17 protein-coding genes and 3 rRNA genes are annotated in these 23,411 nt (G+C 64.2%); all 20 read right to left on the reverse strand.

Annotation, left to right across the window (positions count from 1 at the left end):
- Positions 1 to 25: 25 nt before the first annotated feature.
- The 20 genes from KAR29_RS06090 to KAR29_RS06185 all read right to left on the reverse strand — a co-directional run bounded on the left by KAR29_RS06090 (position 26) and on the right by KAR29_RS06185 (position 23,374).
- Entirely contained in the window at positions 26 to 1,084 is a 1,059-nt protein-coding gene (locus KAR29_RS06090; RefSeq protein ID WP_274374723.1) for a glycosyltransferase family 10 domain-containing protein, read from the reverse strand.
- The gene (locus tag KAR29_RS06095) at positions 1,081 to 2,457 is read right to left on the reverse strand and encodes a mannose-1-phosphate guanylyltransferase/mannose-6-phosphate isomerase (protein WP_274374724.1); all 1,377 of its coding nucleotides are present in this window, start codon (positions 2,455 to 2,457) and stop codon (positions 1,081 to 1,083) included. Before KAR29_RS06095 ends, KAR29_RS06090 begins: the two co-directional genes overlap by 4 nt.
- On the reverse strand, positions 2,454 to 3,407 hold the full coding sequence (locus tag KAR29_RS06100; RefSeq protein ID WP_274374725.1) for a GDP-L-fucose synthase family protein: 954 nt from the start codon (positions 3,405 to 3,407) through the stop codon (positions 2,454 to 2,456). Before KAR29_RS06100 ends, KAR29_RS06095 begins: the two co-directional genes overlap by 4 nt.
- Positions 3,401 to 4,498: a GDP-mannose 4,6-dehydratase gene (gene gmd / locus KAR29_RS06105; RefSeq protein ID WP_274374726.1), complete on the reverse strand. Its 1,098-nt coding sequence runs from the start codon at positions 4,496 to 4,498 to the stop codon at positions 3,401 to 3,403. The genes KAR29_RS06100 and gmd overlap by 7 nt, the downstream gene beginning before the upstream one ends.
- Before the next feature lie 73 nt (positions 4,499 to 4,571).
- Positions 4,572 to 5,579 (reverse strand): glycosyltransferase family 4 protein, encoded by a 1,008-nt coding sequence (locus KAR29_RS06110; protein WP_274374727.1) that lies wholly within the window; start codon positions 5,577 to 5,579, stop codon positions 4,572 to 4,574.
- A 231-nt stretch (positions 5,580 to 5,810) separates the two neighbouring features.
- The gene (locus tag KAR29_RS06115; protein ID WP_274374728.1) at positions 5,811 to 6,965 is read right to left on the reverse strand and encodes a mitochondrial fission ELM1 family protein; all 1,155 of its coding nucleotides are present in this window, start codon (positions 6,963 to 6,965) and stop codon (positions 5,811 to 5,813) included.
- A gap of 343 nt (positions 6,966 to 7,308) precedes the next feature.
- Positions 7,309 to 7,424: ribosomal RNA gene (gene rrf / locus KAR29_RS06120) — 5S ribosomal RNA — on the reverse strand.
- A 54-nt stretch (positions 7,425 to 7,478) separates the two neighbouring features.
- Positions 7,479 to 10,466 (reverse strand): 23S ribosomal RNA (locus tag KAR29_RS06125).
- 143 nt (positions 10,467 to 10,609) lie between these two features.
- Positions 10,610 to 12,131 (reverse strand): 16S ribosomal RNA (locus KAR29_RS06130).
- The 16S, 23S and 5S rRNA genes sit together here, the layout of an rRNA operon.
- 612 nt (positions 12,132 to 12,743) lie before the next feature.
- The gene (locus KAR29_RS06135; RefSeq protein ID WP_274374729.1) at positions 12,744 to 14,081 is read right to left on the reverse strand and encodes an FAD-dependent oxidoreductase; all 1,338 of its coding nucleotides are present in this window, start codon (positions 14,079 to 14,081) and stop codon (positions 12,744 to 12,746) included.
- A 447-nt stretch (positions 14,082 to 14,528) separates the two neighbouring features.
- On the reverse strand, positions 14,529 to 15,665 hold the full coding sequence (recA, locus tag KAR29_RS06140) for a recombinase RecA (protein ID WP_274374730.1): 1,137 nt from the start codon (positions 15,663 to 15,665) through the stop codon (positions 14,529 to 14,531).
- Complete coding sequence (gene thpR / locus KAR29_RS06145; RefSeq protein ID WP_274374731.1) at positions 15,637 to 16,257, reverse strand: RNA 2',3'-cyclic phosphodiesterase; 621 nt, start codon at positions 16,255 to 16,257, stop codon at positions 15,637 to 15,639. Before thpR ends, recA begins: the two co-directional genes overlap by 29 nt.
- The gene (locus KAR29_RS06150) at positions 16,244 to 16,915 is read right to left on the reverse strand and encodes a CinA family protein (RefSeq protein WP_274374732.1); all 672 of its coding nucleotides are present in this window, start codon (positions 16,913 to 16,915) and stop codon (positions 16,244 to 16,246) included. The genes thpR and KAR29_RS06150 overlap by 14 nt, the downstream gene beginning before the upstream one ends.
- 1 nt (position 16,916) lies before the next feature.
- Complete coding sequence (locus tag KAR29_RS06155; protein ID WP_274374733.1) at positions 16,917 to 17,384, reverse strand: phosphatidylglycerophosphatase A family protein; 468 nt, start codon at positions 17,382 to 17,384, stop codon at positions 16,917 to 16,919.
- Positions 17,381 to 18,661 (reverse strand): 30S ribosomal protein S12 methylthiotransferase RimO, encoded by a 1,281-nt coding sequence (gene rimO, locus KAR29_RS06160; protein ID WP_274374734.1) that lies wholly within the window; start codon positions 18,659 to 18,661, stop codon positions 17,381 to 17,383. The genes KAR29_RS06155 and rimO overlap by 4 nt, the downstream gene beginning before the upstream one ends.
- A 27-nt stretch (positions 18,662 to 18,688) precedes the next feature.
- On the reverse strand, positions 18,689 to 19,663 hold the full coding sequence (locus KAR29_RS06165; protein WP_274374735.1) for a helix-turn-helix domain-containing protein: 975 nt from the start codon (positions 19,661 to 19,663) through the stop codon (positions 18,689 to 18,691).
- The gene (gene rpe / locus KAR29_RS06170; RefSeq protein WP_274374736.1) at positions 19,650 to 20,357 is read right to left on the reverse strand and encodes a ribulose-phosphate 3-epimerase; all 708 of its coding nucleotides are present in this window, start codon (positions 20,355 to 20,357) and stop codon (positions 19,650 to 19,652) included. The genes KAR29_RS06165 and rpe overlap by 14 nt, the downstream gene beginning before the upstream one ends.
- The gene (locus KAR29_RS06175; protein ID WP_274374737.1) at positions 20,336 to 21,448 is read right to left on the reverse strand and encodes a PASTA domain-containing protein; all 1,113 of its coding nucleotides are present in this window, start codon (positions 21,446 to 21,448) and stop codon (positions 20,336 to 20,338) included. Before KAR29_RS06175 ends, rpe begins: the two co-directional genes overlap by 22 nt.
- Positions 21,449 to 21,461: 13 nt before the next feature.
- Positions 21,462 to 22,676, reverse strand: a complete 1,215-nt coding sequence (locus KAR29_RS06180; protein ID WP_274374738.1) for a transcription antitermination factor NusB — start codon at positions 22,674 to 22,676, stop codon at positions 21,462 to 21,464.
- Complete coding sequence (locus tag KAR29_RS06185; protein ID WP_274374739.1) at positions 22,676 to 23,374, reverse strand: DUF6391 domain-containing protein; 699 nt, start codon at positions 23,372 to 23,374, stop codon at positions 22,676 to 22,678. Before KAR29_RS06185 ends, KAR29_RS06180 begins: the two co-directional genes overlap by 1 nt.
- Between the last annotated feature and the right edge of the window lie 37 nt (positions 23,375 to 23,411).

The raw sequence follows: 23,411 nt of genomic DNA on the forward strand, positions 1-23,411 counted from the left end.
GATTCCCTCCGAACGGTCAGATCCATCATGGCGCTTCCGGAGCCCCGTCCACCATCCCGTCGGCGACGGTCCCGGCGAAGGCCTCCACGTCGAAGCGCCGCCCTTGGGGGCTGTCGAGGAAGGACTCGATGGCCCCGAGATAGGTCTCGTAGGTTCTTCGGTCCATGGCGCTCAGGAAACGGTGAAGCTCGTCGTGATCGGCGAAATCGCGCCGATCGATAAAGGTGCTTCCGTCGATCCAGTCCGTCACGTTCTCCCAACCCAGGTAGACGGGGACGACGCCGGCGAGAAAGCTGTCGAAGATCTTCTCCGTCACGTAACCGGCGATGGAACGGGCGTTCTCGTAGCAGATGGAAAAGCGGTAGTTCCTCATCGCCTCGCGCTTCGACGGCGCCACGCCGCGGTAGACGCGGCGGAGATCCTCGGCCGACACCAGGGCCTGGCGATGGCGCGCCAGCCCGAGGGGATCGTGGAGCGTCGCGTAGAGGAGAAACTTGAGGGCCTTGGAGCGGTCCTTACCCCAGCCGGGGCCGTAGAGGTCGAGGTCGCCGGGGTGATGGGCCGCGAACCAGCGGATCGTCCGGGCCCTTTCGGAATAGAGCTCCCGGGGATCGCGCTTGTACTTGTTGCTCGCCATGAGCACGCAGAGCCTCTTCCTGTCGAAGGAGCCCCGCTCCCGATCGCCGAGGGGATTGGGCCAGAAGTAGTGGCGGTACCTCTCCCCCGTCAGGCGGGGCGACCAGGTGAAGACGCGCCGGAACATGCGGTGCCTCACGAGATCCCAGTTGTGGCGCTTGATGATCTCGCACTCGAAGAGGACGAGATAGAGAGGCTTTCCCGAAGCGGCGGCCCGGGACAGGAAGGGATCGGAAGCCTCGGGCAGGTCCAGGAAGAGGAAACCGTCGAAGGCCTCGAAGGACCTCATGTCGGGCGTGTCCAGGCGATGGCCTCGAGATTCCAGCCTCTCCCGGAGACGGCGGAAAGGCGCTCCCAGATCGTCGCCTATGGAAAAGGCCGAAGGGTCGAAGAGGGCGTTCCTCTCGTTGAAGACCTCGTTGACGCTGTAGACGGCGAAATCGCTCATCGATCGACCCTCACGATATCGTCCTCGCCCAGATAGGGGCCGTTCTGGACCTCGATGATTTCGAGGGGAAGCCTGCCCGGGTTGGAGAGACGATGGAGCTGGTGCTTGCCGATGAAGGCGCTCTCTCCCTCGTGGATGAAGAATTCCCGATCGTCCTGGACGACCCTGGCCGTACCGCTGACGACGATCCAGTGCTCGCTCCGGTGGTGGTGGTACTGGAGGCTCAGGCTCTTGCCGGGGAGGACGCGGATGCGTTTGATCTTGACGCCGTCGCCCTCGTAGAGGATGCGGTAGTCGCCCCAGTGGCGGGCGCTCTCCGGCGCCTGCCAGAGCTCGCGGCGCCCCCGGGCCCTGAGGCTCTCGGCGATGTCGCGCACCTTCTGGGAGCTGCCCCGGGGAGCAATGAAGAGGGCGTCGGCCGTGTCGACGACGAGAAGATCCTCCACTCCCGAGGCCGCGACGAGGCGGCCGTCGCCTCTGATGAGGCAGTTGCGGCACTCTCCGGCCAGGACGTCGCCGACGAGGAGATTGCCCCTTTCGTCTTTGTCGCCGTGTTCGTAGAGGGCATCCCAGCTGCCCAGGTCGGTCCAGCCCGCGTCGAGGGGGACGACGGCGACGTTGTCGGCCCGCTCCATGACGGCCACGTCGACGGAAAGGGCCGGCAGGCCGGCGAAGGCCGCAAGCAGCGCCTCCCGGCCCCGGCGCATGAGGGCGCCCAGCTCGGGCAGGTGGCGGTCGAAGGCCGCCGCCATGTCGCCGAGGCGGAAGAGGAAGATGCCGCCGTTCCAGAGGTACTCGCCCGAATCGACGTAGGCCCTGGCCCGCTCGGCGTCGGGCTTCTCGACGAAGGCCGAGACTTCGCGCCACCGGCCCCGGGCCCGGCCGAGGCGAATGTAGCCGAATCCCGTCTCTGCCGCGTCGGGGACGATGCCGAAGGTGACGAGACGCCCGTCGTCACAGGCCTCGAGTCCCGCCTCGACGGCGTCGGCGAAGGCCCTTTCGTCGTCGATGACGTGGTCGCTGGGACAGACCAGAAGGGGCGTCGTCTCGTCGAGCCCCTCGTCGAGAGAGGCCGCCAGGGCCAGGGCGATGGCCGGCGCCGTGTTTCGCCCCGTCGGCTCGGTGAGGAGCAGCCCTTCCCCGTCGAGGCCGATCTGTCGGGCCTGGTGGAGGATCTGGGAATCCCAGCGCTCGCCGGCGACGACGCGGATCCGGTCGCCGCAGAGGGGCATGAGGCGCCGGAAGGTTCCCTGAAGGAGGCTCTCCTTCCCGGAGAGGGCGAGAAACTGCTTGGGCACCTCCTCGCGGGAGAGGGGCCAGAGGCGGGTACCGCCGCCTCCGGCGAGGATGACGGCCTGGAGAGGCGGCCTCATGACCGTCCCTCGGGGCCGAGGAGACGTTCCCGCTCGGCCCGGTACCAGCGGACCGTATCGGTTATGCCCTCCTCGAGGCCTATCGACGGGGACCAGCCGAGGGAGCGCAGGCGGGAGACGTCGAGGAGCTTCCTCGGCGTCCCGTCGGGCTTGGAGCCGTCCCAGAGGAGGGTCCCCTCGAAGCCGACGATTTTCGCCACGAGCCGGGCCAGATCGCCGATGGGCAGGTCTTCGCCGCTGCCGATGTTGACGAAGGTGGGACCGATCTCCCTCTCGAAGACGAAGAGGGCCGCGTCGGCCATGTCGTCGACGTGGAGGAACTCCCGCCGGGGACGCCCCGTCCCCCAGAGGGTGACGACGTCGGCACCGGAGCGCAGGGCGTCGTCGAAACGGCGGATCAGGGCCGGCAGGACGTGGGAGCTTCTCAGGTCGAAGTTATCGCCCGGGCCGTAGAGGTTCGTGGGCATGACGGAGACGAAGGGAACGCCGTACTGGCGATTGTAGTGCTCGCAGAGCTTGAGGCCGGCGATCTTGGCCACGGCGTAGGCCTCGTTCGTCGGCTCCAGAGGTCCCGTCAGGAGGTACTCCTCCTTCAGGGGCTGAGGCGCCATCTTGGGGTAGATGCAGGAACTGCCCAGGAAAAGCAGTCGTTCCACCCCCGCCGCCCAGGCCTCGTGGATGACGTTGACCTCGATGGCCAGGTTCTCGTAGAGGAAGGGGGCCGGGTTCTCGCTGTTGGCGACGATGCCGCCCACCTTGGCCGCGGCGAGGAGCACCGTCCCGGGTCTCTCGGCCCGGAAGAAGGCCCGCACCTGGCCCTGATCGGTCAGATCGAGCTCCTGGCGGGTGCGAAGAAGCAGGTCGTCGCGGCCGGCGGCGCGGAGTTTGCGCACCAGGGCCGAACCGACGAGCCCCCGATGGCCGGCGACGAAGATCGGGCCCTTCAGCATCGGTCTTCGATGGCGGGCGTCGCGTCGAATCCCGCCTTTTTGCAGGCCAGGTCGCGGCGGAAGAGGTCCAGGTCGGAACGGACCATCTCGTCCACGAGTTCGTCGAAAGAAACCTTGCGCTCCCAGCCCAGCTTCTCCTTGGCCTTCGTCGGGTCGCCCAGAAGAATCTCCACTTCGGTGGGGCGGAAGTAGCGACCGTCGATTTCGACGAGGATCCGGCCTGAACGGGCGTCACGCCCCTTCTCGTCGAGACCCTCGCCGCTCCAGGAGAGGGCGATTCCGGCGGCGGCGAAGGCCTTTTCGGCGAACTCCCGCACCGTGTGAGTCTCTCCCGTGGCGATGACGAAGTCGTCGGGCTCTTCCTGCTGGAGCATGAGCCACATGGCCTCCACGTAGTCTCCGGCGTGTCCCCAGTCCCGTTTGGCGTCGAGGTTGCCCAGGTAGGTCTTCTCCTGGAGGCCCAGGGCGATGCGGGCCGCCGCCCGGGTGATCTTGCGCGTCACGAAGGTCTCGCCGCGCAGAGGCGACTCGTGGTTGAAGAGGATGCCGTTGCAGCCGTAAATGCCGTAGGCCTCGCGGTAGTTGACGGTGATCCAGTAGGCGTAGATCTTGGCCGCCGCGTAGGGGCTCCGGGGGTAGAAGGGCGTCGTCTCTTTCTGGGGGATCTCGCGGACCTTGCCGAAGAGCTCGCTCGTCGAGGCCTGGTAGAAGCGGGTCCTCTTCTCCAGGCCCAGGATGCGGATGGCCTCGAGAAGGCGCAGCGTCCCAAGTCCGTCGCTGTTGGCCGTGTATTCCGGCGTCTCGAAGGAGACCTGGACGTGGCTCTGGGCGGCCAGATTGTAGATCTCGTCGGGTTGGACCTCCTGGAGGATCCGCAGGAGGTTGGTGGCATCCGTCAGATCGCCGTAATGAAGGCGAAATTGAAGATCTTCCTCATGAGGATCGCGATAGAGGTGGTCGATGCGCCCCGTGTTGAACAGGGAGCTCCGCCGCTTGATGCCGTGGACCTCGTACCCCTTGGCCAGCAGCAGCTCGGCCAGATAGGCCCCGTCCTGGCCGGTAATGCCCGTGATGAGCGCGCGCTTCGTCAATGTTTTGCCTCCCTCAGGGCCTCGCCGAAGTGGAGGCCCGCATCGTTCCTTCCAAGTATAATCCGAGAAGACCTCAGTGAAAGACGACCTGCCCGTAAAGGCCCGCCACGGACCGGGCCATCTCGGCCGTCGTCGTCACCGCCGCCCCGTCGAACCGGCTCCCCGGCCCTCCGTCGAGAAGGGCGGACAGGGCCTCGCGCCAGGCCTCCACGTCGCCGGGGGGGACGAGACCGCCCGACGCGAGGGGACGCAGCGCCTCCAGATCGGAGGCCACCAGGGGAAGGCCCATGCGGATCGCCTCGAGGGCCACGAGGCCCATCCCTTCGTGATGGGAGGGAAAGACAAGACAGCCGGCCTGGGCCATCCAGGCCTCCACGTCGTCGCGGAAACCGGCGAAAAAGACCCGTTCCGAAACTCCCAGAGAGCGGGCCAGAGCCTCGAACTCCTCCCGCTGGGGTCCGTCGCCGACCACATCGAGGCTCCAGGGCCGATTCAGGAGTCCCGAAAGGGCCTCGAGGACGACATCAAGTCCCTTAAGGCGAGTCAGGCGCCCCACGAAGAGGAAACGGGGATTGGCGGGAAAACCCTCCCCCGCCCAGCCCCTCCGAGCCGGCGGCAACCCGTTGGGGATGACGACGGTCCGCTCCGGCAGACGCCCTCCCAGATGGCGCCTCACCGCCTCGGAGACGCAGACGGCACCGTCGGCGCGGCGGAAGGGAGCGATGCCGCCGTTGAGAGAGTAGAGGGCATGGGCCGTCACGATCCAGGGGCGACCCGAGAGCGACGAGGCCCACCAGGCGATCCAGGCCGGAACCCTGGAGTGGGCGTGAAAAAGCTGCCATCCCTCGGTCCGGGCCCACCGGGCCAGACGAAGGGCGCAGAAGAATCCGGTCAGGAGGTTCTTGCGCTCCACAGGCAGATGCCGCACCGGCACCGCAGGAGGGAGCTCCGTCTCCAGCTTGCCTCCGGCCGTCACGAGAAGGACATCGTGACCGAGAAGGACCAGTTCGCGAGAAAGCCAGAGGACGTGACGCTCCACGCCGCCCTCGTCGAATTCGGGAACGATCTGCACGATCTTCACGGGCTTCCTCTCCTTCCACAGGCAACGTCCGACCCTCACGGAGGCCCTTCGGAGGCAGAGGATCAGCGGGCGTCTCTTTCGCGGCGGGGAGAAGACCCCTGTCTTCCCGGACGCAGCGCCCCACGATACGTCAGGGACACACCTTGCCACGATCTGCGACCCGACACAGGGCCGGGGGCGCGGACGCCTCCATCCGCGCCCCCGGATCCACCCCCTGACGAGACCTCTCTTTCAGCCCCTCCAGCGCTCGACGATCCAGGCGGCGGCCCGGCGGGCCTCGTCGAGAGGCTCGCCCCTCTGTGACGACGACGCGAGAAAAGCCTCGAGGTCGTCCTCGACCGTCAGATCGACGAGGGAACCGCGTTCGGCTAGGGAACGGAAAAGACGATCGAAACGGGGTGCTCCCGAGAGAGCGGATGAGGGAAGGAGACCGGAGGCGACGAGGCGTCCCACCCCTTCCTGAAAGGTCGCAACGACCCCGCCTCGACGGCGGGCCCGAAGAAGGCCGACACGAAAGCCGGCCGTGGCCGCCTCGGAAACCATGGAGACGGAATCGTCGGTGCAGATCACGTGAGTGGCCAGGCCCAGCATGGCCGGAACGGGGTTGGCCGCCTCCCGCGAGGCCAAAAGAAGCATCCGCAAGGAGGGACTGCCCGCGAAAAGGGCCTCCAGGGCATCGTCGGTTCCCTTTCCCGTCCGGCGCGACGTCGTCACATAAAGATCGGCGCCGAGACGCTCGGCCTGTGCCCTCACCGGAGCCAGCCTTTCCCGTGCCCAGGCGGCGTCGATCCGGTAGTTGCCGTCGCTGCCGCCCAGAAGAAGGGCCACGATCCGCTCCGACCGGGGAGGAACGGAACGGATCAGATCGGAAGCCGCTTCCTCCAGATCGGGGAGGTCGATGTGATTGGGCGCCCCCAGGGTGACGAAAAGGCGGTCGGACCCGATCGGGCCGTCGTGGGTGGGAACGACGGCAAAGTCGAAGGGGGCCGTTCCGAGGACGGAAGGGGTCATGATCACCGCCGAGCGGGAACCCTTAATCCGAGCCAGGGCCAGGCAGTAGGGCGCCGCCGAACTTCCCGCGGCAATAAAAAGAGTCTCCGGGCCGCCGACATCGTCGAGAGCCGCCAGCAGCTCCGTGCCCCCCGAGGCGACGAGCCAGGCGTGAGCCTCGTCGGCTGTCGCCGAAGGCAGTCGTCGCACGGCCATTTTAAGACAGAGGAAACGGCCCAGCCCCTTGAGAGCGGGAACGTCGACTTCCCTGACAGAGGCGGCAGAAAGCCGCGAAATCCAGAGAGCCAGGCCCCGCGCCTGATGGAGATGGCCCCGAATGCCGTCGCTGACGACAACGCAGCGGAGGTTGGAACCGGAAAAGTCCGGATCTGTCACGAGGTCCTCGCCCCTCTCTTGAAGGATCAGGGAAAGTTTAGCACAACCGCTCCCAGGAAGGCCCTGACCTCCCCGAAAAATCCTCACCGCCCCCAGGAAAGGTTCAGCGGGAGGGATTGGGGCCTCTTGCACGGGCTTCGCGAGATCTCCTTTCGGCAGCGGGCACCGACGCAGACGATCTCTTTTCGGGGGAAAAACCCGAAGGAGTGCGAGCGTCCTCCCGAAGGGGCGCATCGGAAGGACGGACCTCGCCCGCTCAGCCTCGTGTGTGAAAAGGAGTTTGGGGAGAGGGACGAGAAGAGGGGAGGTCCATAAAGGACCTCCCCTCTTCGTGAAGCTAGGTTTTCGGCAGCGACCTACTCTCCCGCGGGTTCCCCCCGGAGTACCATCGGCGCTGAAGGGCTTAACTGCCGGGTTCGACATGGAGCCGGGTGTCTCCCCTTCGCAATGGCCACCGAAAACCTATTCCTTATACCCGCTACATCACACAACCGTCAAAACCAGAAGCTGAACGATGACAAGGCCTCGGTGTATTAGTACCGGTCAGCTCAACGCATCGCTGCGCTTACACCTCCGGCCTATCGATCCCGTCGTCTACGGGACACCTTACCTGCTTGCGCAGAGGGGAATCTCATCTTGAGGTCGGCTTCCCACTTAGATGCCTTCAGCGGTTATCCGATCCGCACTTAGCTACCCGGCTTCTGCAACTGGCGTCACAACCGGTACACCAGCGGTGCGTCCACTCCGGTCCTCTCGTACTAGGAGCAGCTCCTCGCAAATTCCCTACGCCCATGGTGGATAGGGACCGAACTGTCTCACGACGTTCTAAACCCAGCTCACGTACCGCTTTAATGGGCGAACAGACCAACCCTTGGGACCTGCTTCAGCCCCAGGATGCGACGAGCCGACATCGAGGTGCCAAACCTCCCCGTCGATGGGAACTCTCGGGAGAGATCAGCCTGTTATCCCCGGGGTAGCTTTTATCCGATGAGCGACGGCCTTTCCACTCAGCACCGCCGGATCACTAGGACCTGCTTTCGCATCTGTTCGACATGTCTGTCTCACAGTTAAGCCACCTTATACCCTTGCGCTCTTATGGCGATTTCCATTCGCCTTGAGGTGACCTTCGCGCGCCTCCGTTACTCTTTGGGAGGCGACCGCCCCAGTCAAACTGCCCACCTGATAGTGTCCCGCTCCGCGCTTCAGCGGATTGCGGTTAGAATTCCAACAAAACAAGGGTGGTATCCCAACGACGGCTCCAACACCACTGGCGTGATGTCTTCTGCGCCTCCCACCTATTCTGTACATGCCTTGCCGAAATCCAGTGTCAGGCTACAGTAAAGCTCCACGGGGTCTTTCCGTCCCACCACGGGTAGCTGGCGTCTTTACCAGCACCACAATTTCACCAGGTCTCTCGCCGAGACAGCGCCCAGATCGTTACACCATTCGTGCAGGTCGGAACTTACCCGACAAGGAATTTCGCTACCTTAGGACCGTTATAGTTACGGCCGCCGTTTACTGGGGCTTCGGTTCAAAGCTTCGCCTTGCGACTAACCTCTCCCCTTAACCTTCCAGCACCGGGCAGGTGTCAGACCCTATACGTCGGCTTCACGCCTTCTGCAGAGTCCTGTGTTTTTATTAAACAGTCGCCTGGGCCTGGGTTCTGCGGCCGCTGCCTGCTCCATCAGCTTTGATTTTACCGGCGCGGCACCCCTTTTCCCGAAGTTACGGGGTCAACTTGCAGAGTTCCTTGGCGAGAGTTACCCTGTCCACCTTAGCCTGCTCAGCCAGCCCACCTGTGTCGGTTTGCAGTACGGGCACGCGATTCCTCCCTAGAGGCTTTTCTCGGCAGTCGGGCGTCAATGCCTTCGCTTCCGTGGAAGCTCCCCATCAGATCTCAGGGTTATGAGTCAGTGGATTTGCCTGCCGACTCCCCCTACCTCCTTGGACCGGGTATTCCAGCACCCGGCGCACCTAGCCTCCTGCGTCACCCCTTCGGTGTTAGCGTCCTCGCGCGGGGCAGGATTGTCTACCTGCTGTCCATCGACTACGCCCTTCGGCCTCGCCTTAGGTCCCGCCTAACCCTGGGCGGATCAACCTTCCCCAGGAATCCTTGGGCATCCGGTGAACGCGATTCTCACGCGTTTCTCGCTACTCATGCCGACATTCTCACTTCTCTGCAGTCCACAAGACCTTGCCGGTCTCACTTCTCCCCGCAGAGAACGCTCCCCTACCAATCAGGAGACCTCAGTCTCCCGAGTCCGAAGCTTCGGTTCTGTGCTTAGCCCCCTACATTTGCGGCGCAGAAGTCCTCGACCAGTGAGCTGTTACGCACTCTTTAAAGGGTGGCTGCTTCTAAGCCAACCTCCTGGCTGTCTGGGCACCTCCACATCCTTAACACACTTAGCACAGGCTTTGGGACCTTAGCTGTCGGTCTGGGCTGTTTCCCTTTCGACTACGAACCTTCTCGCCCGCAGTCTCACTCCCGCTTATCCAGTTCCGGTATTCGGAGTTTGGTTGAATTTGGTAGGACCCCAGTCCCCCGCATCCATCCAGTGCTCTACCCCCGGAACTTTCCCTCAGCGAGGCTGCACCTCAATGCATTTCGGGGAGAACCAGCTATCACCGCACTCGATTAGCTTTTCACTCCTATCCACAGCTCATCCGGGTCTTTTTCAACAGACTACGGTTCGGTCCTTCAGTCGGTTTTACCCGACCTTCAACCTGGCCATGGATAGATCGTGCGGCTTCGGGTCTACGCCATGCGACTATTCGCCCTATTCAGACTCGGTTTCCCTACGGCTCCGGACCTCTCAGTCCTTAACCTCGCCACGTAGCGTAACTCGTCGGCTCATTTTTCAATAGGCACGCCGTCACTCCCTCCGAAGAGAAAGCTCCGACTGCTTGTAGGCATACGGGTTCAGGTCTGTTTCACTCCCCGCCAGGGGTGCTTTTCACCTTTCCCTCTCGGTACTGCTTCACTATCGGTCACCGACGGTATTTAGCCTTGGACGGTGGGCCGCCCTGCTTCAACCGGAATTTCACGTGCTCCGGCCTACTCGGGGTATCTTCACAGGAAGGGGCTTCCTTTTCGCCTACGGGGCTCTCACCTTCTGCGGCTCGCTTTCCCAACACGATTCGGCTAAGGATGCCTTTTCTCACTTCCCGAGGTCGCTGCGGCTCCCTCCTGATGATCCCCACAACACCGATGACGCAACGACCGCAGTCTTGACACGTCTTCGGTTTAGGCTTCTCCCCTTTCGCTCACCACTACTCAGGGAATCTCTGTCGATTTCTTTTCCTCCGGCTACTGAGATGTTTCACTTCGCCGGGTGCCTCCCCCTTTACGAGGGTGACCGGATTCCTCCGGCCGGGTTGCCCCATTCGGGTATCTGCGGGTCAAGGGTCGCTTGCGCCTCTCCGCAGCTTTTCGCAGCTTGCTACGCCCTTCTTCGGCCGTCGGTGCCAAGGCATTCACCGTATGCCCTTATTACCTTGTCCTCGTTCAGCTTCTGCTTTCTTCGGTTGTCATGATGCGCGGGCTTTCTATGACCAGACAGGAGCGGCAGAGAGAGGCGCCCGTGGGCGCCGCGTAAGGATCAGCCTTTGGTCCGGGGCTTCCGCCCCGTTCCCGCTCTCCTTAGAAAGGAGGTGATCCAGCCGCACCTTCCGGTACGGCTACCTTGTTACGACTTCACCCTCCTTACCAGACGCACCTTCGACGCCTCCGTCCCTTGCGGGTTCGGCCGGCGGCTTCGGGTGCCCCCAACTCGGATGGTGTGACGGGCGGTGTGTACAAGGCCCGGGAACGTATTCACCGCGGCTTGGCTGATCCGCGATTACTAGCGATTCCGGCTTCATGCAGTCGAGTTGCAGACTGCAATCCGAACTGGGACCGGCTTTAAGGGATCCGCTCTGCCTCGCGACTTCGCTTCCCGTTGTGCCGGCCATTGTAGCACGTGTGTCGCCCTGGACATGAGGGCCATGATGACTTGACGTCGTCCCCACCTTCCTCCGGCTTGTCGCCGGCAGTCCACTGAGAGTCCCCACCTTCACGTGCTGGTAACTCAGCGTAGGGGTTGCGCTCGTTGCGGGACTTAACCCAACATCTCACGACACGAGCTGACGACAGCCATGCAGCACCTGTGCACGCTCGCTACCCGAAGGTAGCGTCCTTCACCTTTCAGATCCGTACCACGTGCATGTCAAACCCAGGTGAGGTTCTCCGGTTTGCATCGAATTAAACCACGTGCTCCACCGCTTGTGCGGGCCCCCGTCAATTCCTTTGAGTTTCAATCTTGCGATCGTACTCCCCAGGCGGAATGCTTAGCGCGTTAACTCCGGCACGGATAGCTCGCACTACCCACACCTAGCATTCATCGTTTACGGCTGGGACTACCGGGGTATCTAATCCCGTTTGCTCCCCCAGCTTTCGCACCTCAGCGTCAGTCTTTGGCCAGGAAGCCGCCTTCGCCACTGGTGTTCCTCCCGATATCTACGCATTTCACCGCTACACCGGGAATTCCACTTCCCTCTCCAAGACTCCAGTCTACCAGTATCGACTGCATTGCACCGGTTGAGCCGATGTCTTTCACAGCCGACTTAGCAAACCGCCTACGTGCGCTTTACGCCCAGTAATTCCGGACAACGCTCGGCCCCTACGTATTACCGCGGCTGCTGGCACGTAGTTTGCCGGGCCTTCCTCGTGCGGTACCGTCACTTCCTTCTTCCCGCACAACAGTGGTTTACGTCCCAAGGGACTTCTTCCCACACGCGGCGTCGCTGGGTCAGGGTTGCCCCCATTGCCCAATATTCCCCACTGCTGCCTCCCGTAGGAGTCTGGACCGTATCTCAGTTCCAGTGTGGCTGGTCGTCCTCTCAAACCAGCTACCCGTCATCGCCTTGGTGAGCCGTTACCTCACCAACTAGCTGATAGGACGCGAGTTCCTCCCTGGGCGGATTGCTCCTTTTCACCTCTCGGCCTATGGGGTTTTAGCGTCCGTTTCCAGACGTTGTCCCCCTCCCAAAGACAGATCCTCACGCGTTACTCACCCGTCCGCCACTGTACCCGATTCTCAGCAAGCTGGTCCTCGGACACCGTTCGACTTGCATGTGTTAAGCACGCCGCCAGCGTTCGTCCTGAGCCAGGATCAAACTCTCCGTTAGATTCCTTTGGAAATCTTTCAGAGCTCGACCTCGACCCTTACTTCTCTCTCTGCCTTTATTCTCCTGTCATGGTGCCTCGTGAACACCGCCGAATGCCTCAGCGGTGCAGGAGCTATGTTACAGGTCTTTTACGGAACTGTCAAACCATACTTTTTGTCGCTTCTGACGTCATTGCCAAAACAAAAAGTATAGTTAGGCTTATTTTAAAATCTTTTTCATGCGTATAGTTCGTCTAATCATGGCAACCAAGGGGAAGAATCCGAATGAATATCCGCCTTATGGGACGATCTTCCAGACGACCTTCGATACCTACCTTTCGCGCCTCGGCAGATCCTGCCCTCCTTTCGTTAGCCCATTCCGCCTTCGTCCTGCCGATCGCTTCTTCCACCACCGGCGGCAACGGAACCGCGATAGGCGAAGGGGGGGGGCTGGAATGCGGCGCACCGGATGCCGGACGGGCCCCTCCCGAGGGAACGTCAAGGCCCGGGGACGAGGCCGGATCGGCCCCGCCCCCGGGGATCCTCGGAAGTTCCGGCGCAGGGGAAGGGACCTTCTGTACCCTTCAGTCCAAAGGGACGGTGCCACTCGTCAGAGGAGGCGTCGCGCTCACCTCTACTTCGCCTCCAGGGCCACCGCGGTGAGCCAGGAGAGGGGTTTGTTGAAATGGGGCAGGAAGAAGAAGTCCACCAGAGCGAACTCGTCCACGGTCATATGCTTCTGGATGGCAAGAGAGAAGGTGTGTATCGCCAAGGTGTAGTCTCCCTTGGAGGAGATCTGGGCACCCAGGAGACGTCGGGTCGCCGCGTCGTAGACCACCTTGACCTTCACCCTGTCGCTGGAGGGCATGAATTCGGGGCGGCTCGCATCCTCCAGGAAACTGCTCTTCACGTCCAGCCCCCGAGCCCTGGCGACCGTCTCGGAGAAGCCCGTGGAGGCCAGATTGTAATCGTAGACCTTTATGGCGTTCGATCCCTGCACCCCCGGGAAGGGGACCTTGGGCTCCGCCACGTTCGCGGCGCAGAGGATTCCCGTGCGCACCGCGTTGGTAGCCAGGGCGATGTAGGCCGGTCCGTCGCAGACGTTGGAGCGGACCGCGACACAGTCACCGCAGGCCAGCACGTCCGCATCGGATGTCCGCATGTAGGCGTCCGTCAGAAGAGCGCCGTTGGGCAGGGTCTCCAGCTTTCCTCGGTAGAGGTCCGAATCGGGACGGAAGCCCACGCAGAGGATCACCAGATCCGCCTCGTATTCCCCCCTGTCGGTGACGACCCGACGAACCCGGCCCCGGCTGTCGCCGAGAAGCTTGAGCACCTTCTCGGCGGTTCGGACCTGAACGCCCCTTTCCCTCAGCCGCGTCTCGAGTTCCTCGGTGAACTCCGGATCGAAGTAGCTGCTCAGGACCCGGTCCGTCGCCTCGATGAGCGTCACCTCACGACCGAGACGCCGGAAGGCCTCCACAAGCTCCACGCCGATGTACCCCGCCCCGACCACGACCACCTTGCGGACCTCCGGAATTCTCAGCCGGTCGACGATGGTCTGGGCGTCCTGATAGAGCTTGGAGAACATGACCCCGTCCAGATCGACTCCCTCTATGGGGGGCATGATGGGCCTGGAGCCGGTGGCCAGGATCAGCTTGTCGTAGCGGTCCGCGAACGCCTCCCCTGTGGCCAGAATCGTACCCCGGACGGTCTTGGCGTCGAAGTCGACGGACGTGACCTCGCAGCCCATGTTGACCTTCACGCCCATCTCCTTCAGCCCCTCCGGCGTGGCGTAGAAAAGCCCCTTCGGATCCCGGATCGTGCCGCCCACCCAGAGGGCGATGCCGCAGGCCAGGAAGGAAATGTTGTCGCTTCGGTCGTAGGAGACCACCTCCGCCTCCGGGTAGAACTTCCGAAGATGGGTGACCGCTGCCGTACCTGCATGGTTGTTGCCGATGACGATGACTTTCATGTCTGAAACGAGCCCCCTTCGTCGCCAAGATGGAATCGTTTTTATTTTACGCCGCTCCTCGGAGAGGGACAATCGGGAAACCGCGCCTTCCGCCGCCGATCGACTCCATCGGGAGAGGACGGGCGCATCGGAAGTGGGCAAGCGCTCTCCCAAAAAGCGGGGCAGGAGGTCAAAAAAACGAAAATGCCCTTTTGCCTGCGCGGCCCCTTCTTTCGCGTCGCAACGCACCGTGCCGTCCCCCCGGCAACGACGTTCCGACCCCCTCCGGGAGGGGCTCCCGTCTCCCTTGCAGCCCCCGCACGCGAAACGGGACCCCTATTTGCAGGGTCCCGTTTCGCGTGCGCCGTTTCTCGTGCGGAACGCTCCCATGCCGGGAGGGACATTGAAGCTCCCCCACCCGGGATGGACGCCACGAGGCGGAAGGGACTCCGCCCCTGTCGGGAGGCCTCAGAGAGTCCCGTCTTCCTCTTCCAGCTCGAGAACGCCCTCCTCGTCGAGGAGGAGTTCCGACGGAGCGTTCGTCCTTTCCTCGTCGTCTCCGGCGGAGAGAGGCTCCTTGGGGAGGATCTCCAGGCCGATGCCCTGGGCCGCCTTGATGCGAACCGCCTCGATCACTTCCGTCATGAGGTCGGGATGTTCCATCAGGTAGGCGGAGACGTTGTCCTTGCCCTGGCCGAGGGTCTCGCCCTTGTAGGCGAGCCAGGAGCCCTTTCTCTTGATGACGTCGAGGTCTATGGCCATATCGAGAACGGCCATCTCCCGAGGGACGCCGCGACCGTAGATGAGAGAGGCATGAGCGGTCCGGAAGGGGGGGGCCTGCTTGTTCTTGACCACCTTGAGCCACAGCTCGTGGCCCTGAACCTCGTCGCCTTTGGTGATGGATTTGCCCCGTTTCACTTCGATGCGGACGGAGGTGTAGAACTTGAGCGCCCTGCCTCCCGTGGTGGTGTCCTGAGGACCGCCGTAACCCATGGTGGAGATTTTGGCCCGGAGCTGGTTGATGAAGATGACGATGGCGTTGCTTCTGGAGATGGCCGACGTGAGGCGGCGAAGGGCGTAGGACATGAGCCGGGCCTGGAGCCCCACCTGGGTATCGCCGATCTTTCCGTCGATCTCGGCCTGGGGCGTGAGGGCGGCGACGGAGTCGACGACGAGGATATCGACGGCACCGCTGCGCACGAGAGTGTCGAGAATGTAGAGGGCCTGTTCGCCGCTGTCGGGCTGGGCCACGTAGAGGGCCTCGACGTCGACGCCGAGGGCGGCGGCGAGACGGGGATCGAGGGCATGTTCGGCGTCGATGAAGGCGGCGACGCCGCCGGCTCTCTGCGCTTCGGCGAGGGCATGGAGGGCGACGGTCGTCTTGCCGCCTCCTTCGGGGCCGAAGATTTCGACGATCCGCCCCCGAGGAAGACCTCCGATGCCGAGGGCGACGTCGAGAGGGAGAATTCCCGTCGAGATGACATCCACCGTGGCCTTCTCCTGGGAGCCGAGGCGCATGATGGCTCCGTCTCCGAACTTGCCCTTGATGTCTTTGAGGGCCTCGTCAAGGATATCCTCACGCGTGAGTTGAACTTTCTTGGCCACCTGGGGCCACCTCCTTCAGGTCGAACACCCTCAGGGGACGGTAAAGCGGCCCCTGAGGCCTCAACGTACTGCTCATCAGGCTCAGGCTTTTCACGGCCCACTCGCCCCAGAAACGGTCGGGCAGAAGGGAGAGAATCTCCTGTCCGTCGCTTTTTTGTCCCTCTCGGAACCGGGCCAGGGTGAGATGGGGTGAGAAGGGACGCCGCTCGGGAGGAAGTCCGGCGGCGACGGCGGCCCCCTCCCCCCTGCGGGCCAGTTCGATCAGGCCGTCCGCGACGGGAGAAAGGCCGATCCATAGGACGCGGGGAGCGCCTCGGGACGGGAAAAGCCCCCGCCCCCGAAGGCGAAGGAAGAAGGGGGAGAGAGGATCACGGCGGAGGCTTTCGCCCAGATAGCCCTCGATCACCGCCCTTTCGCGGGAGGTGATCTCTCCGTAAAAACGCAGCGTGACGTGAAGGGATTCGACGGCGACGGGACGGAGGGCGCGTGGAAGGACCGCGGCGGCCCTTCCTATTTCCTCTTTGATTTTCTCGTCGATGGCGACGGCGAGGAAGCATCTCCGGCGGTCCTCCAAGGCGTCAACTCCGTTCAAGGGTTCGCCAGAGGGCTTCGAGGCCGACGGCGACGGTGGCGGAACGGATGGTCGCCCGATCAAAGCCGGAAAAGGTCCGCAAGAAGGCGCCGCTCCCCTCGCCCGTCGCCACGCCGAACCAGACGGTGCCGACGGGCTTTTCGGGCGAGCCCCCTCCCGGCCCGGCGACGCCCGTCACGGCGAGGGCCAGAGTGCTGCCGTAGAGGGTCCGGGCGCCCGCAGCCATGGCCCGCGCCGTCTCGGCGCTGACGGCCCCTTTTGCGGAGAGGATCTCATCGGAGACGGAGAGGAGGGCCTTTTTGGCTCCGTCGGCGTAACAGACGGCACTGCCCAGGAAGATATCCGACGAACCGGCCAGGGACGTAAGGGCACCGCCGATGAGGCCGCCCGTACAGGACTCGGCGCAGGCGACGGTCGCCTGCCGACGACGGGCCGAGAGGAGAAGGGCCTCCTCCGCCGAGAGAACGCCTCGCGGGAGGATGTCGCCCCCAAAGAGCCGATCGAGGGCCTCGTCGAGAGACGCGCCTTCGTTTTCGAAGGCGATGCGGATCGGATGGGGCCAGGGCCCCGTCACGAAAGGCTCTCCCCAGGCCGATCCCAGAGCCAGGAGGCGCTGCCGGACGAGGCTTTCCGTCCAGCCCAGGACGAGACGGCCCATCTCAGCCCCCGAAGAAGGCCGCCAAGCCGCCCTGAAGATAGAGCCAGCGCAGCGCAAGCAGAAGGCCGGCCGTCATGAGACCGCCGACGAGGTCGTCGGCCATGATCCCGACCCCTCCGGGCAGCCTCTCGGCCGCGTTGACGGGAAAGGGCTTGAGGATGTCGACGACGCGGAAGAGGAAGAGGGCCGGAAGGGCCATGGCCTGGGGCGTCAGGATCAGCGCCGTCCAGAGTCCGGCCACCTCGTCGATGACGATTTCGCCCGGATCGTCCCGTCCCATGTCCCGGGCACAGCGATGGGCGGCCCATGTCCCGGCGAGAATGACGAGAGGCAGGAGCCGGAGGAGGGGGGGAAAGAGGAGGACGGGGAGGAAGGCGGCCACGGAACCCACCGTGCCGGGCATGGAGGTCAGCCGTCCCAGCCCCCCGAGGGTGGCGATGTGAAAGGCCGTTCTGGAAGGTTCTGTCATGAGGGATTCACCTCTCCGATAAGGTCGTGATCCAAGGCCTCCGTGACGGTGACGGGAACGACGGCCCCGAGGGCAAGCCCTTTCGTCCGGATTTCGACCTCACCGTCCACTTCGGGAGCGTCGCGGAAGGAGCGCCCCCAGGCCAGGCCTTTCTCATCGTCGATCCGCTCGACGAGGACATCGAGAACGCGGCCGACGAAGTTCCGCTGACGCCTGAGGGAGATATCGAGCTGAAGGGCCATGAGGCGGTCGAGGCGCCCCTGGGCGACGGCCTTCGACGGCCTTCGGGGCAACCTGGCCGCCGCCGTTCCCTCTTCGGGCCAGAAAGAGAAGGCTCCGACCCGATCCAGTTCGTGCTCTTCGAGAAAGGCCAGGAGCCGGGAGAAGGCCCTCTCGCCCTCTCCGGGGAAACCGGTGATGAAGGTCGTCCTCAGGGCGAAATCGCTGCGGAGGGATCGGGCGTAGCGGAGGAGAGCTCCCGCCCTCTCTCCCGTCACGTTCCGGTTCATGGCCGCCAGGATGGCGTCGTCGACATGCTGCAGAGGCATGTCCAGATAGGGAAGAAGCTGACGCCCCGAGGCCATGCGCTCCAGAAGGGACTCGTCGACGCCGTGGGGGTGGAGATAGTGAAGGCGAAGCCAGAGATGGCGGGGAAGATCATCCATGAGGGCATCGAGGAGATCGGCCAGCCTCATGGCCCCCAGATCTCGGCCCCATGCCGTGGGATCCTGGGCGATGAGGCAGATCTCTCTCGCTCCCTCGTCGACGAGGCGGTGGGCCTCATCGACGATGTCCCTCAGGGAGCGGCTGCGAAAGGGCCCTCTGATGGAGGGAATGGTGCAGTAGGTGCAACGGTTGTCGCAGCCCTCGGCGATTTTGAGGTAGCGGCTCCAGGGGGCGGAACCGGGAAGAAGGGAGCGCCTCGCCCTCGCCTCGATGCCGAGGGCATGAAGGACCGAGTCCCAATCCTCGGCCGGAGCCCAGATGTCGACTTGGGGAAGCTCGCGACGAAGCTCCTCTCCGTAGCGATTGAAGAGACAGCCCAGAAGTCCGATGCGGCCCACTTCTCCCCGAGCCTTCAGTTCCTCCAGATCGAAACAGGCGGCCAGGCTTTCCTCGACGGCGGGCCGGATGAAACTGCAGCTGTTGATGAGAGCCACATCGGCTCCCTGCGGTTCATCGACGATCTCGGCGCCGGCGGCCCTCAGGCGGCCGACGAGGTTCTCGCTGTCGACCTGGTTTTTGGCGCAGCCCAACGAGAGAAGAAAGACCTTCATGCTCCCCTTCCTTTCATCGCGGCAGGCCTAGATCCGTTTCATGGGCTGGCCGGGCACGACGAGGTAGGTGACGACGTCGGCTCGATTATGGAGGGGGGCGGCCGTCTCCTCTCGCCAGTGGACGTCGACGTTGGCCGCGTTGCCGAAGCGGAGGCGCGTCGCCGCCGTGATCTCGAAGACCTTGATGTCCCCCTTCTGAAGCGTTCCCTGGAAGAGGACCTTTTCTCCCTCGGCGACGCGGATCCAGCAGGCGCCGCGTCCGACGATGCGAAGGGAATCGGAGGGGATGGCTGCGGCCGTCTCGAGAGGGGCAACGTCGACCGAAATTCCCCGGAGCCAGGCGATATCGGCACTCAGATCGGGCCCGGCCGCCGCATCCCGGGAAACGACCTCGCCGGAGACGAGGCCTTGCCCTCCCCCATCGGCATGCAGAGGCGCTTCGGCAGGCGCCGCCGAGGAGGGCTCCGTCGGCTTAGCCTCCTGCTCCTCGGTCGTCGGAGCGGGAGCAGGCGCAGGCGCCTCCGTCGACGGAGGTTCCGTCACCGGAGGAGGCGTTTCATGCTCCCTCTCCGTTTCGGAGGAGGGGGGCATCAGAGGCTGACGGACCTGCCCCCGCTTGTCCCAGACCACATAGAGAGCGGCGAAAAGGGCCAGGAAGAGGAGAAGGTAGACCCATCGCCGGGAAATTTTGCGAAATCCCCGCGCCGGGGGGACGGCGCCCCCCATGACGTTCCCCCATCCCTCCGCGTCCGGCTGGGGCAGAAGGGGCTCGAACTCCTCCCAGAGATGGGAGGCCCCCAGGAAATTCAGATAGGTTCTCAGGAAACCTCGGGCATAGACCAGCCCCGGAAGGGCGTCGAGGCGCCCCTCCTCAAGAGCCTCCAGAAGAGGGACGCGGATGCGCGTCCTGGCCGAGGCCTCCTCAAGCGAGATGGCCCGCTCTTCGCGGAGCCCCCTCAATCGGGAACAGAGTTCCAGAAGCTTCTCCTCACGATCTGCCATGAGAAATCCCTCCCTGAGCCGTTCTCCTCAGATCCCGAAGGGCAAGGAGAGGATCGGCGGCCCCGAAGACGGAGCTGCCGGCGACGAGGATGTCACAGCCCGTTCGGACGACGTCGGCTCCATTGGCCGGCCCCAGACCTCCGTCCATCTCGATCAGAAAGGAGAGACCGTCGACGGCACGCCACTGACAGAGGGTACGGACCTTGGACAGAACCTCGGGCAGAAAGGTCTGGCCGCCGAAGCCGGGGTTGACGGACATGACGAGGACGAGATCGACGAGATGGACGACGGGACGAAGCCATTCGACGGGGGTACCGGGGTTGAGGGTCACGCCGGGACGACAGCCGAGCTCTCGGATATGGCCCAGAAGGCGGTGAAGATGTCTCGTCGCCTCGACGTGGACCGTCAGGTAATCGGCTCCGGCCGCGGCGAAGGCCTCGATGCCGCGCTCCGGCTCATCGACCATGAGATGGACGTCGAGAACCGCCTCCGCGTAACGGTCCCGCAGGGCACGAACCAGGCCGGGCCCGTAGGAGATGTTGGGAACGTAGCGGCCGTCCATGACATCGACATGAAGAGCATCGGCCTCTCCGCCCAGTCTGTCAATGGACGCGGCCATGCACAGAGGGTCGGCGGCCAGAAGAGAGGGTGCCAGTAGGGGGCGTCCCCTCTCTAGCGATAGCGATCTTGCCATACGAACATCCCTCCCAGGTAGATCGTGACGGCGGCACTTTCGCGGTAGGGGACGTCAAGCGAGACGTATTCGCCGCCTTTGGCTTCGCGATTGAGAACTTCCCGCGTCCCCGCCGCATCGACGATTTCGATCTTGAGCTCCATGGGACGCGTCAGGGGCGGCACCTGGTAGCGGATTTTGGCCGTTTTGGTCGGCGCGGCGGGTGCGGAGGTCGGGCCGGAGGGGGCCGTCGAGGGGGGCTGAAGGGGCGCCGGAGCCGTTCCCGAAGGCGGCGTCGCCGTGGAGACCGTCGCCGGTCCTGGAGGGGGCGTCGTCTGAACCGACGACGGCGCCTGAGAGGGCAGACCGGGAACTTTCGGCGCCTCGGCGGCGGGCGGCTTCTGCAGCGTCGCCACCGTCACCGTGACGCCCGAACCGGAGGGGACCTTGCTTCCAGGAGCGGGCTCGAGGCGGATGACGAGTCCTTCCGGCGAGGCCTGTGAGTAGACGGACTTCACGGCCTTTACCGTCAGCCCCACCTCGCGGAGAAGCTTTCGCGTGATCGTCTCCGAGCGGCCGACGGCATCGGGCACGACGACCATGCCTCCGCTGCTTTCGGGCCCCAGGCTGACGAGCAGGTCGATGGCCCGCCCGGGCGACATCACCGTCGGAGCGGCCGGGCTCTGGGCCATGACGATGCCTGCCGCTCGTCCCTCATCGTGAATGCGGAGCACGTCTCCGGCCTTGAAGCCGTCCTCCTCGAGGCGACTCGTGGCCTGGGTGAACTCCATGCCGCGAACGTCGGGAAGGGGAAGGCGCGTTCCTCCCTGGCTGACTTTGAGCACGAGAATCTTGCCCGGCTTGACCTGCTCTCCGGCTGCAGGCCACTGGGAGAGGATCGTCCCCGAAGGCTGAAGCGATTCGACCTGATCGACCCGGACGAGAAGTCCCAAGGACTGCGTCCTGTCGACGGCGTCGATGACGGAAAGGCCCTCCAGGGAGGGAACGGCGACGGAACGCCCTCCCAGGAAGACGGTGTAGACGGCCATGATGCCCGACCCCACGATCACCAGCAACACGATGAGCATTGATAGGCGGAACAGACTGCGCATCTCGCTTTCCTCCTCAGCTGCGCCGCACGAGAACGGCGACGAAGGTTCCATCGGCCCAGGGGCTCTCGGGAAGGACATAATACCCCCAAGGACGGCCCCGGCGGGCCAGATCTCGAGGCAAGTCGACGGCCCACTCGACGGAATCCCGCCGAGCGGCCAGGACACGGGCGACGACCTGCTCGTTTTCTTCTTTGAAGAGACTCCTCGTCCGATAGATGGCGACTCCTCCGGGAAGAAGGTGATCGAGAGCCGTCGACAGGAGCTCCTCCTGCTCCCTGGCCAACTCGACCAGGCGATTTCGGCGAAAGGCCCACTTCCGCTCGGGCAGACGGGCCCAACAGCCGCTCTCCGAACAGGAGGGCTCGACGAAAATCCAGGGAAGAGGCTCGGTGGGAAGAGAGGCCTTTCGAAAGCCTCGGGGAATCGCCCCCTCGTCGCCGCTCCAAAGGGGCAGGACCTGCCCTCTGGGCGACAGGAGGCGTCCCTCCTCCTGGGGCTTGCCGAAACAGAATCCCTCCCGACCGGAAAGGCGCTCCTGGAGATAGGGCAGCAGGCGCGCCGACGACTCGGACTGAGAGACATAAGACGAGGGCAGCCCGTCGGAAAGAAGGGCGCTGCTCCTCCAGAGCCCCTTCACGTGAGGGGAGGGCCAGAGGCGAAGCTCAGAGACGGAGGGATCGCCCGTTACCCGAAAGGAAAGAGAGGGCCTCATGGCCAGCAGCTTCATGAGGCGACGGGCCTCGTGAACGCCCCAGGAATCGCGCAGGGCCGACAGCCCCTCGTCGGGAAAGCCGCAGAGGAGAGCCTGATCGCGAAGATCGCCGCTCTCGCGCAGCTTCGACAGGTGGCCGATTCCCTCTTCGTGACAGCGGCGGAGAAGACCGTTGACGAGACGAGCCCCTCCCGCCTCTCCCTGAAGGGAGAGGCGCTGGACGAAGGCGTTGACGAGGCTTCTCGGCGTCATCAGAGGCATCTCCACCACTCCGGCCAACCCTATGATGAGGGCGTCGCCCGTCGAGGGAGAAAGCTCCCTGATTCCCCGTCGGGAAAGGCGGGAGGTGAGAAAGAGCCAAAGGGCACGGCGACGCAGGGCGCGGAAGAGAAGCGATTCGGCCAGAGGGCGCTCGCACGATTCCAGATCGGGAGCCTCGGCCCGCAGGGCCTGCCCCCAGGTGCGGTGACGTCCCAGAGCCCGCCAGGCAAGGAGAGAGGCCTCGACGGCGCGCATCAGCGCACCACCTGAGCCGTCAGGGCCTGTCCGGCCTGACGGGTGGCCACGAAAAGCCGCGAGGGGAAGGAAAAGGAGACGCCCAAGGCCTGGGAATGGCCTGACCGGACCTCGACTCCCAGAATCTCCATTCCCGCCACGGAGGCATCCGTCGTCAGGTGGCGCTGCACGAAGGGACTGAGAAGGGGACCGATGCCGTTGGCCACCAGAAGAGCGACGACGACGGACAGAAAGGAGATCCGCCCCGTCACCCCCAAGAGGAGAAGAAAGGCCGCCGAGGCGAGGAGGTTGACGACGATCACCGTCGTGCCGCAGCGACGATGCAAGGCCAGAGAGACCTCACCGCCCTGAAGACGGGCCAGGGCCTCCCGGGCGGCGGCGAGAACCATGGGAGGAGAGAAGGGACCGTCGACGAAGAAACCCTCCTCGACGGCATAGCCCGAAAGGGGAAGGGGTCTTCCCAGACTCTCCTCGAGGACGTGGGCCGTGGCGTGTTCCAGGGCATGATTGCGCCGGACGTTCCCGTTGGAGAAAACGCTCAGGAGCCGGCTGGGACCGGCGAAGAGCCAGAAGAGGGAGCGCAGGGCGAAGCCGAAGGGAACCATGACCAGGACCAGGAGGACCAAGGGGAGGAGCAGAATCAACCCCAGCCAGGGAGCGAGAAAAAGGGCCAAAAGGAGCAGAAACAGAAACGGCATCGGGGGAAATCTCTCCTTCCCGTCATCGGGACTCCCA

Source organism: Aminithiophilus ramosus, assembly GCF_018069705.1.
Classification (GTDB): domain Bacteria; phylum Synergistota; class Synergistia; order Synergistales; family Aminithiophilaceae; genus Aminithiophilus; species Aminithiophilus ramosus.

Coding starts and splice junctions, on each gene's coding strand:
- KAR29_RS06090 (WP_274374723.1), bottom strand. CDS start 1,084: ATGAGCGATTTCGCCGTCTACAGCGTCAACGAGGTCTTCAACGAGAGG.
- KAR29_RS06095 (WP_274374724.1), bottom strand. CDS start 2,457: ATGAGGCCGCCTCTCCAGGCCGTCATCCTCGCCGGAGGCGGCGGTACC.
- KAR29_RS06100 (WP_274374725.1), bottom strand. CDS start 3,407: ATGCTGAAGGGCCCGATCTTCGTCGCCGGCCATCGGGGGCTCGTCGGT.
- KAR29_RS06135 (WP_274374729.1), bottom strand. CDS start 14,081: ATGAAAGTCATCGTCATCGGCAACAACCATGCAGGTACGGCAGCGGTC.
- KAR29_RS06150 (WP_274374732.1), bottom strand. CDS start 16,915: ATGGGCCGTCTCGTCCTGGGCTGGACGGAAAGCCTCGTCCGGCAGCGC.
- KAR29_RS06155 (WP_274374733.1), bottom strand. CDS start 17,384: ATGACAGAACCTTCCAGAACGGCCTTTCACATCGCCACCCTCGGGGGG.
- rimO (WP_274374734.1), bottom strand. CDS start 18,661: ATGAAGGTCTTTCTTCTCTCGTTGGGCTGCGCCAAAAACCAGGTCGAC.
- KAR29_RS06165 (WP_274374735.1), bottom strand. CDS start 19,663: ATGGCAGATCGTGAGGAGAAGCTTCTGGAACTCTGTTCCCGATTGAGG.
- rpe (WP_274374736.1), bottom strand. CDS start 20,357: ATGGCAAGATCGCTATCGCTAGAGAGGGGACGCCCCCTACTGGCACCC.
- KAR29_RS06175 (WP_274374737.1), bottom strand. CDS start 21,448: ATGCGCAGTCTGTTCCGCCTATCAATGCTCATCGTGTTGCTGGTGATC.
- KAR29_RS06180 (WP_274374738.1), bottom strand. CDS start 22,676: ATGCGCGCCGTCGAGGCCTCTCTCCTTGCCTGGCGGGCTCTGGGACGT.
- KAR29_RS06185 (WP_274374739.1), bottom strand. CDS start 23,374: ATGCCGTTTCTGTTTCTGCTCCTTTTGGCCCTTTTTCTCGCTCCCTGG.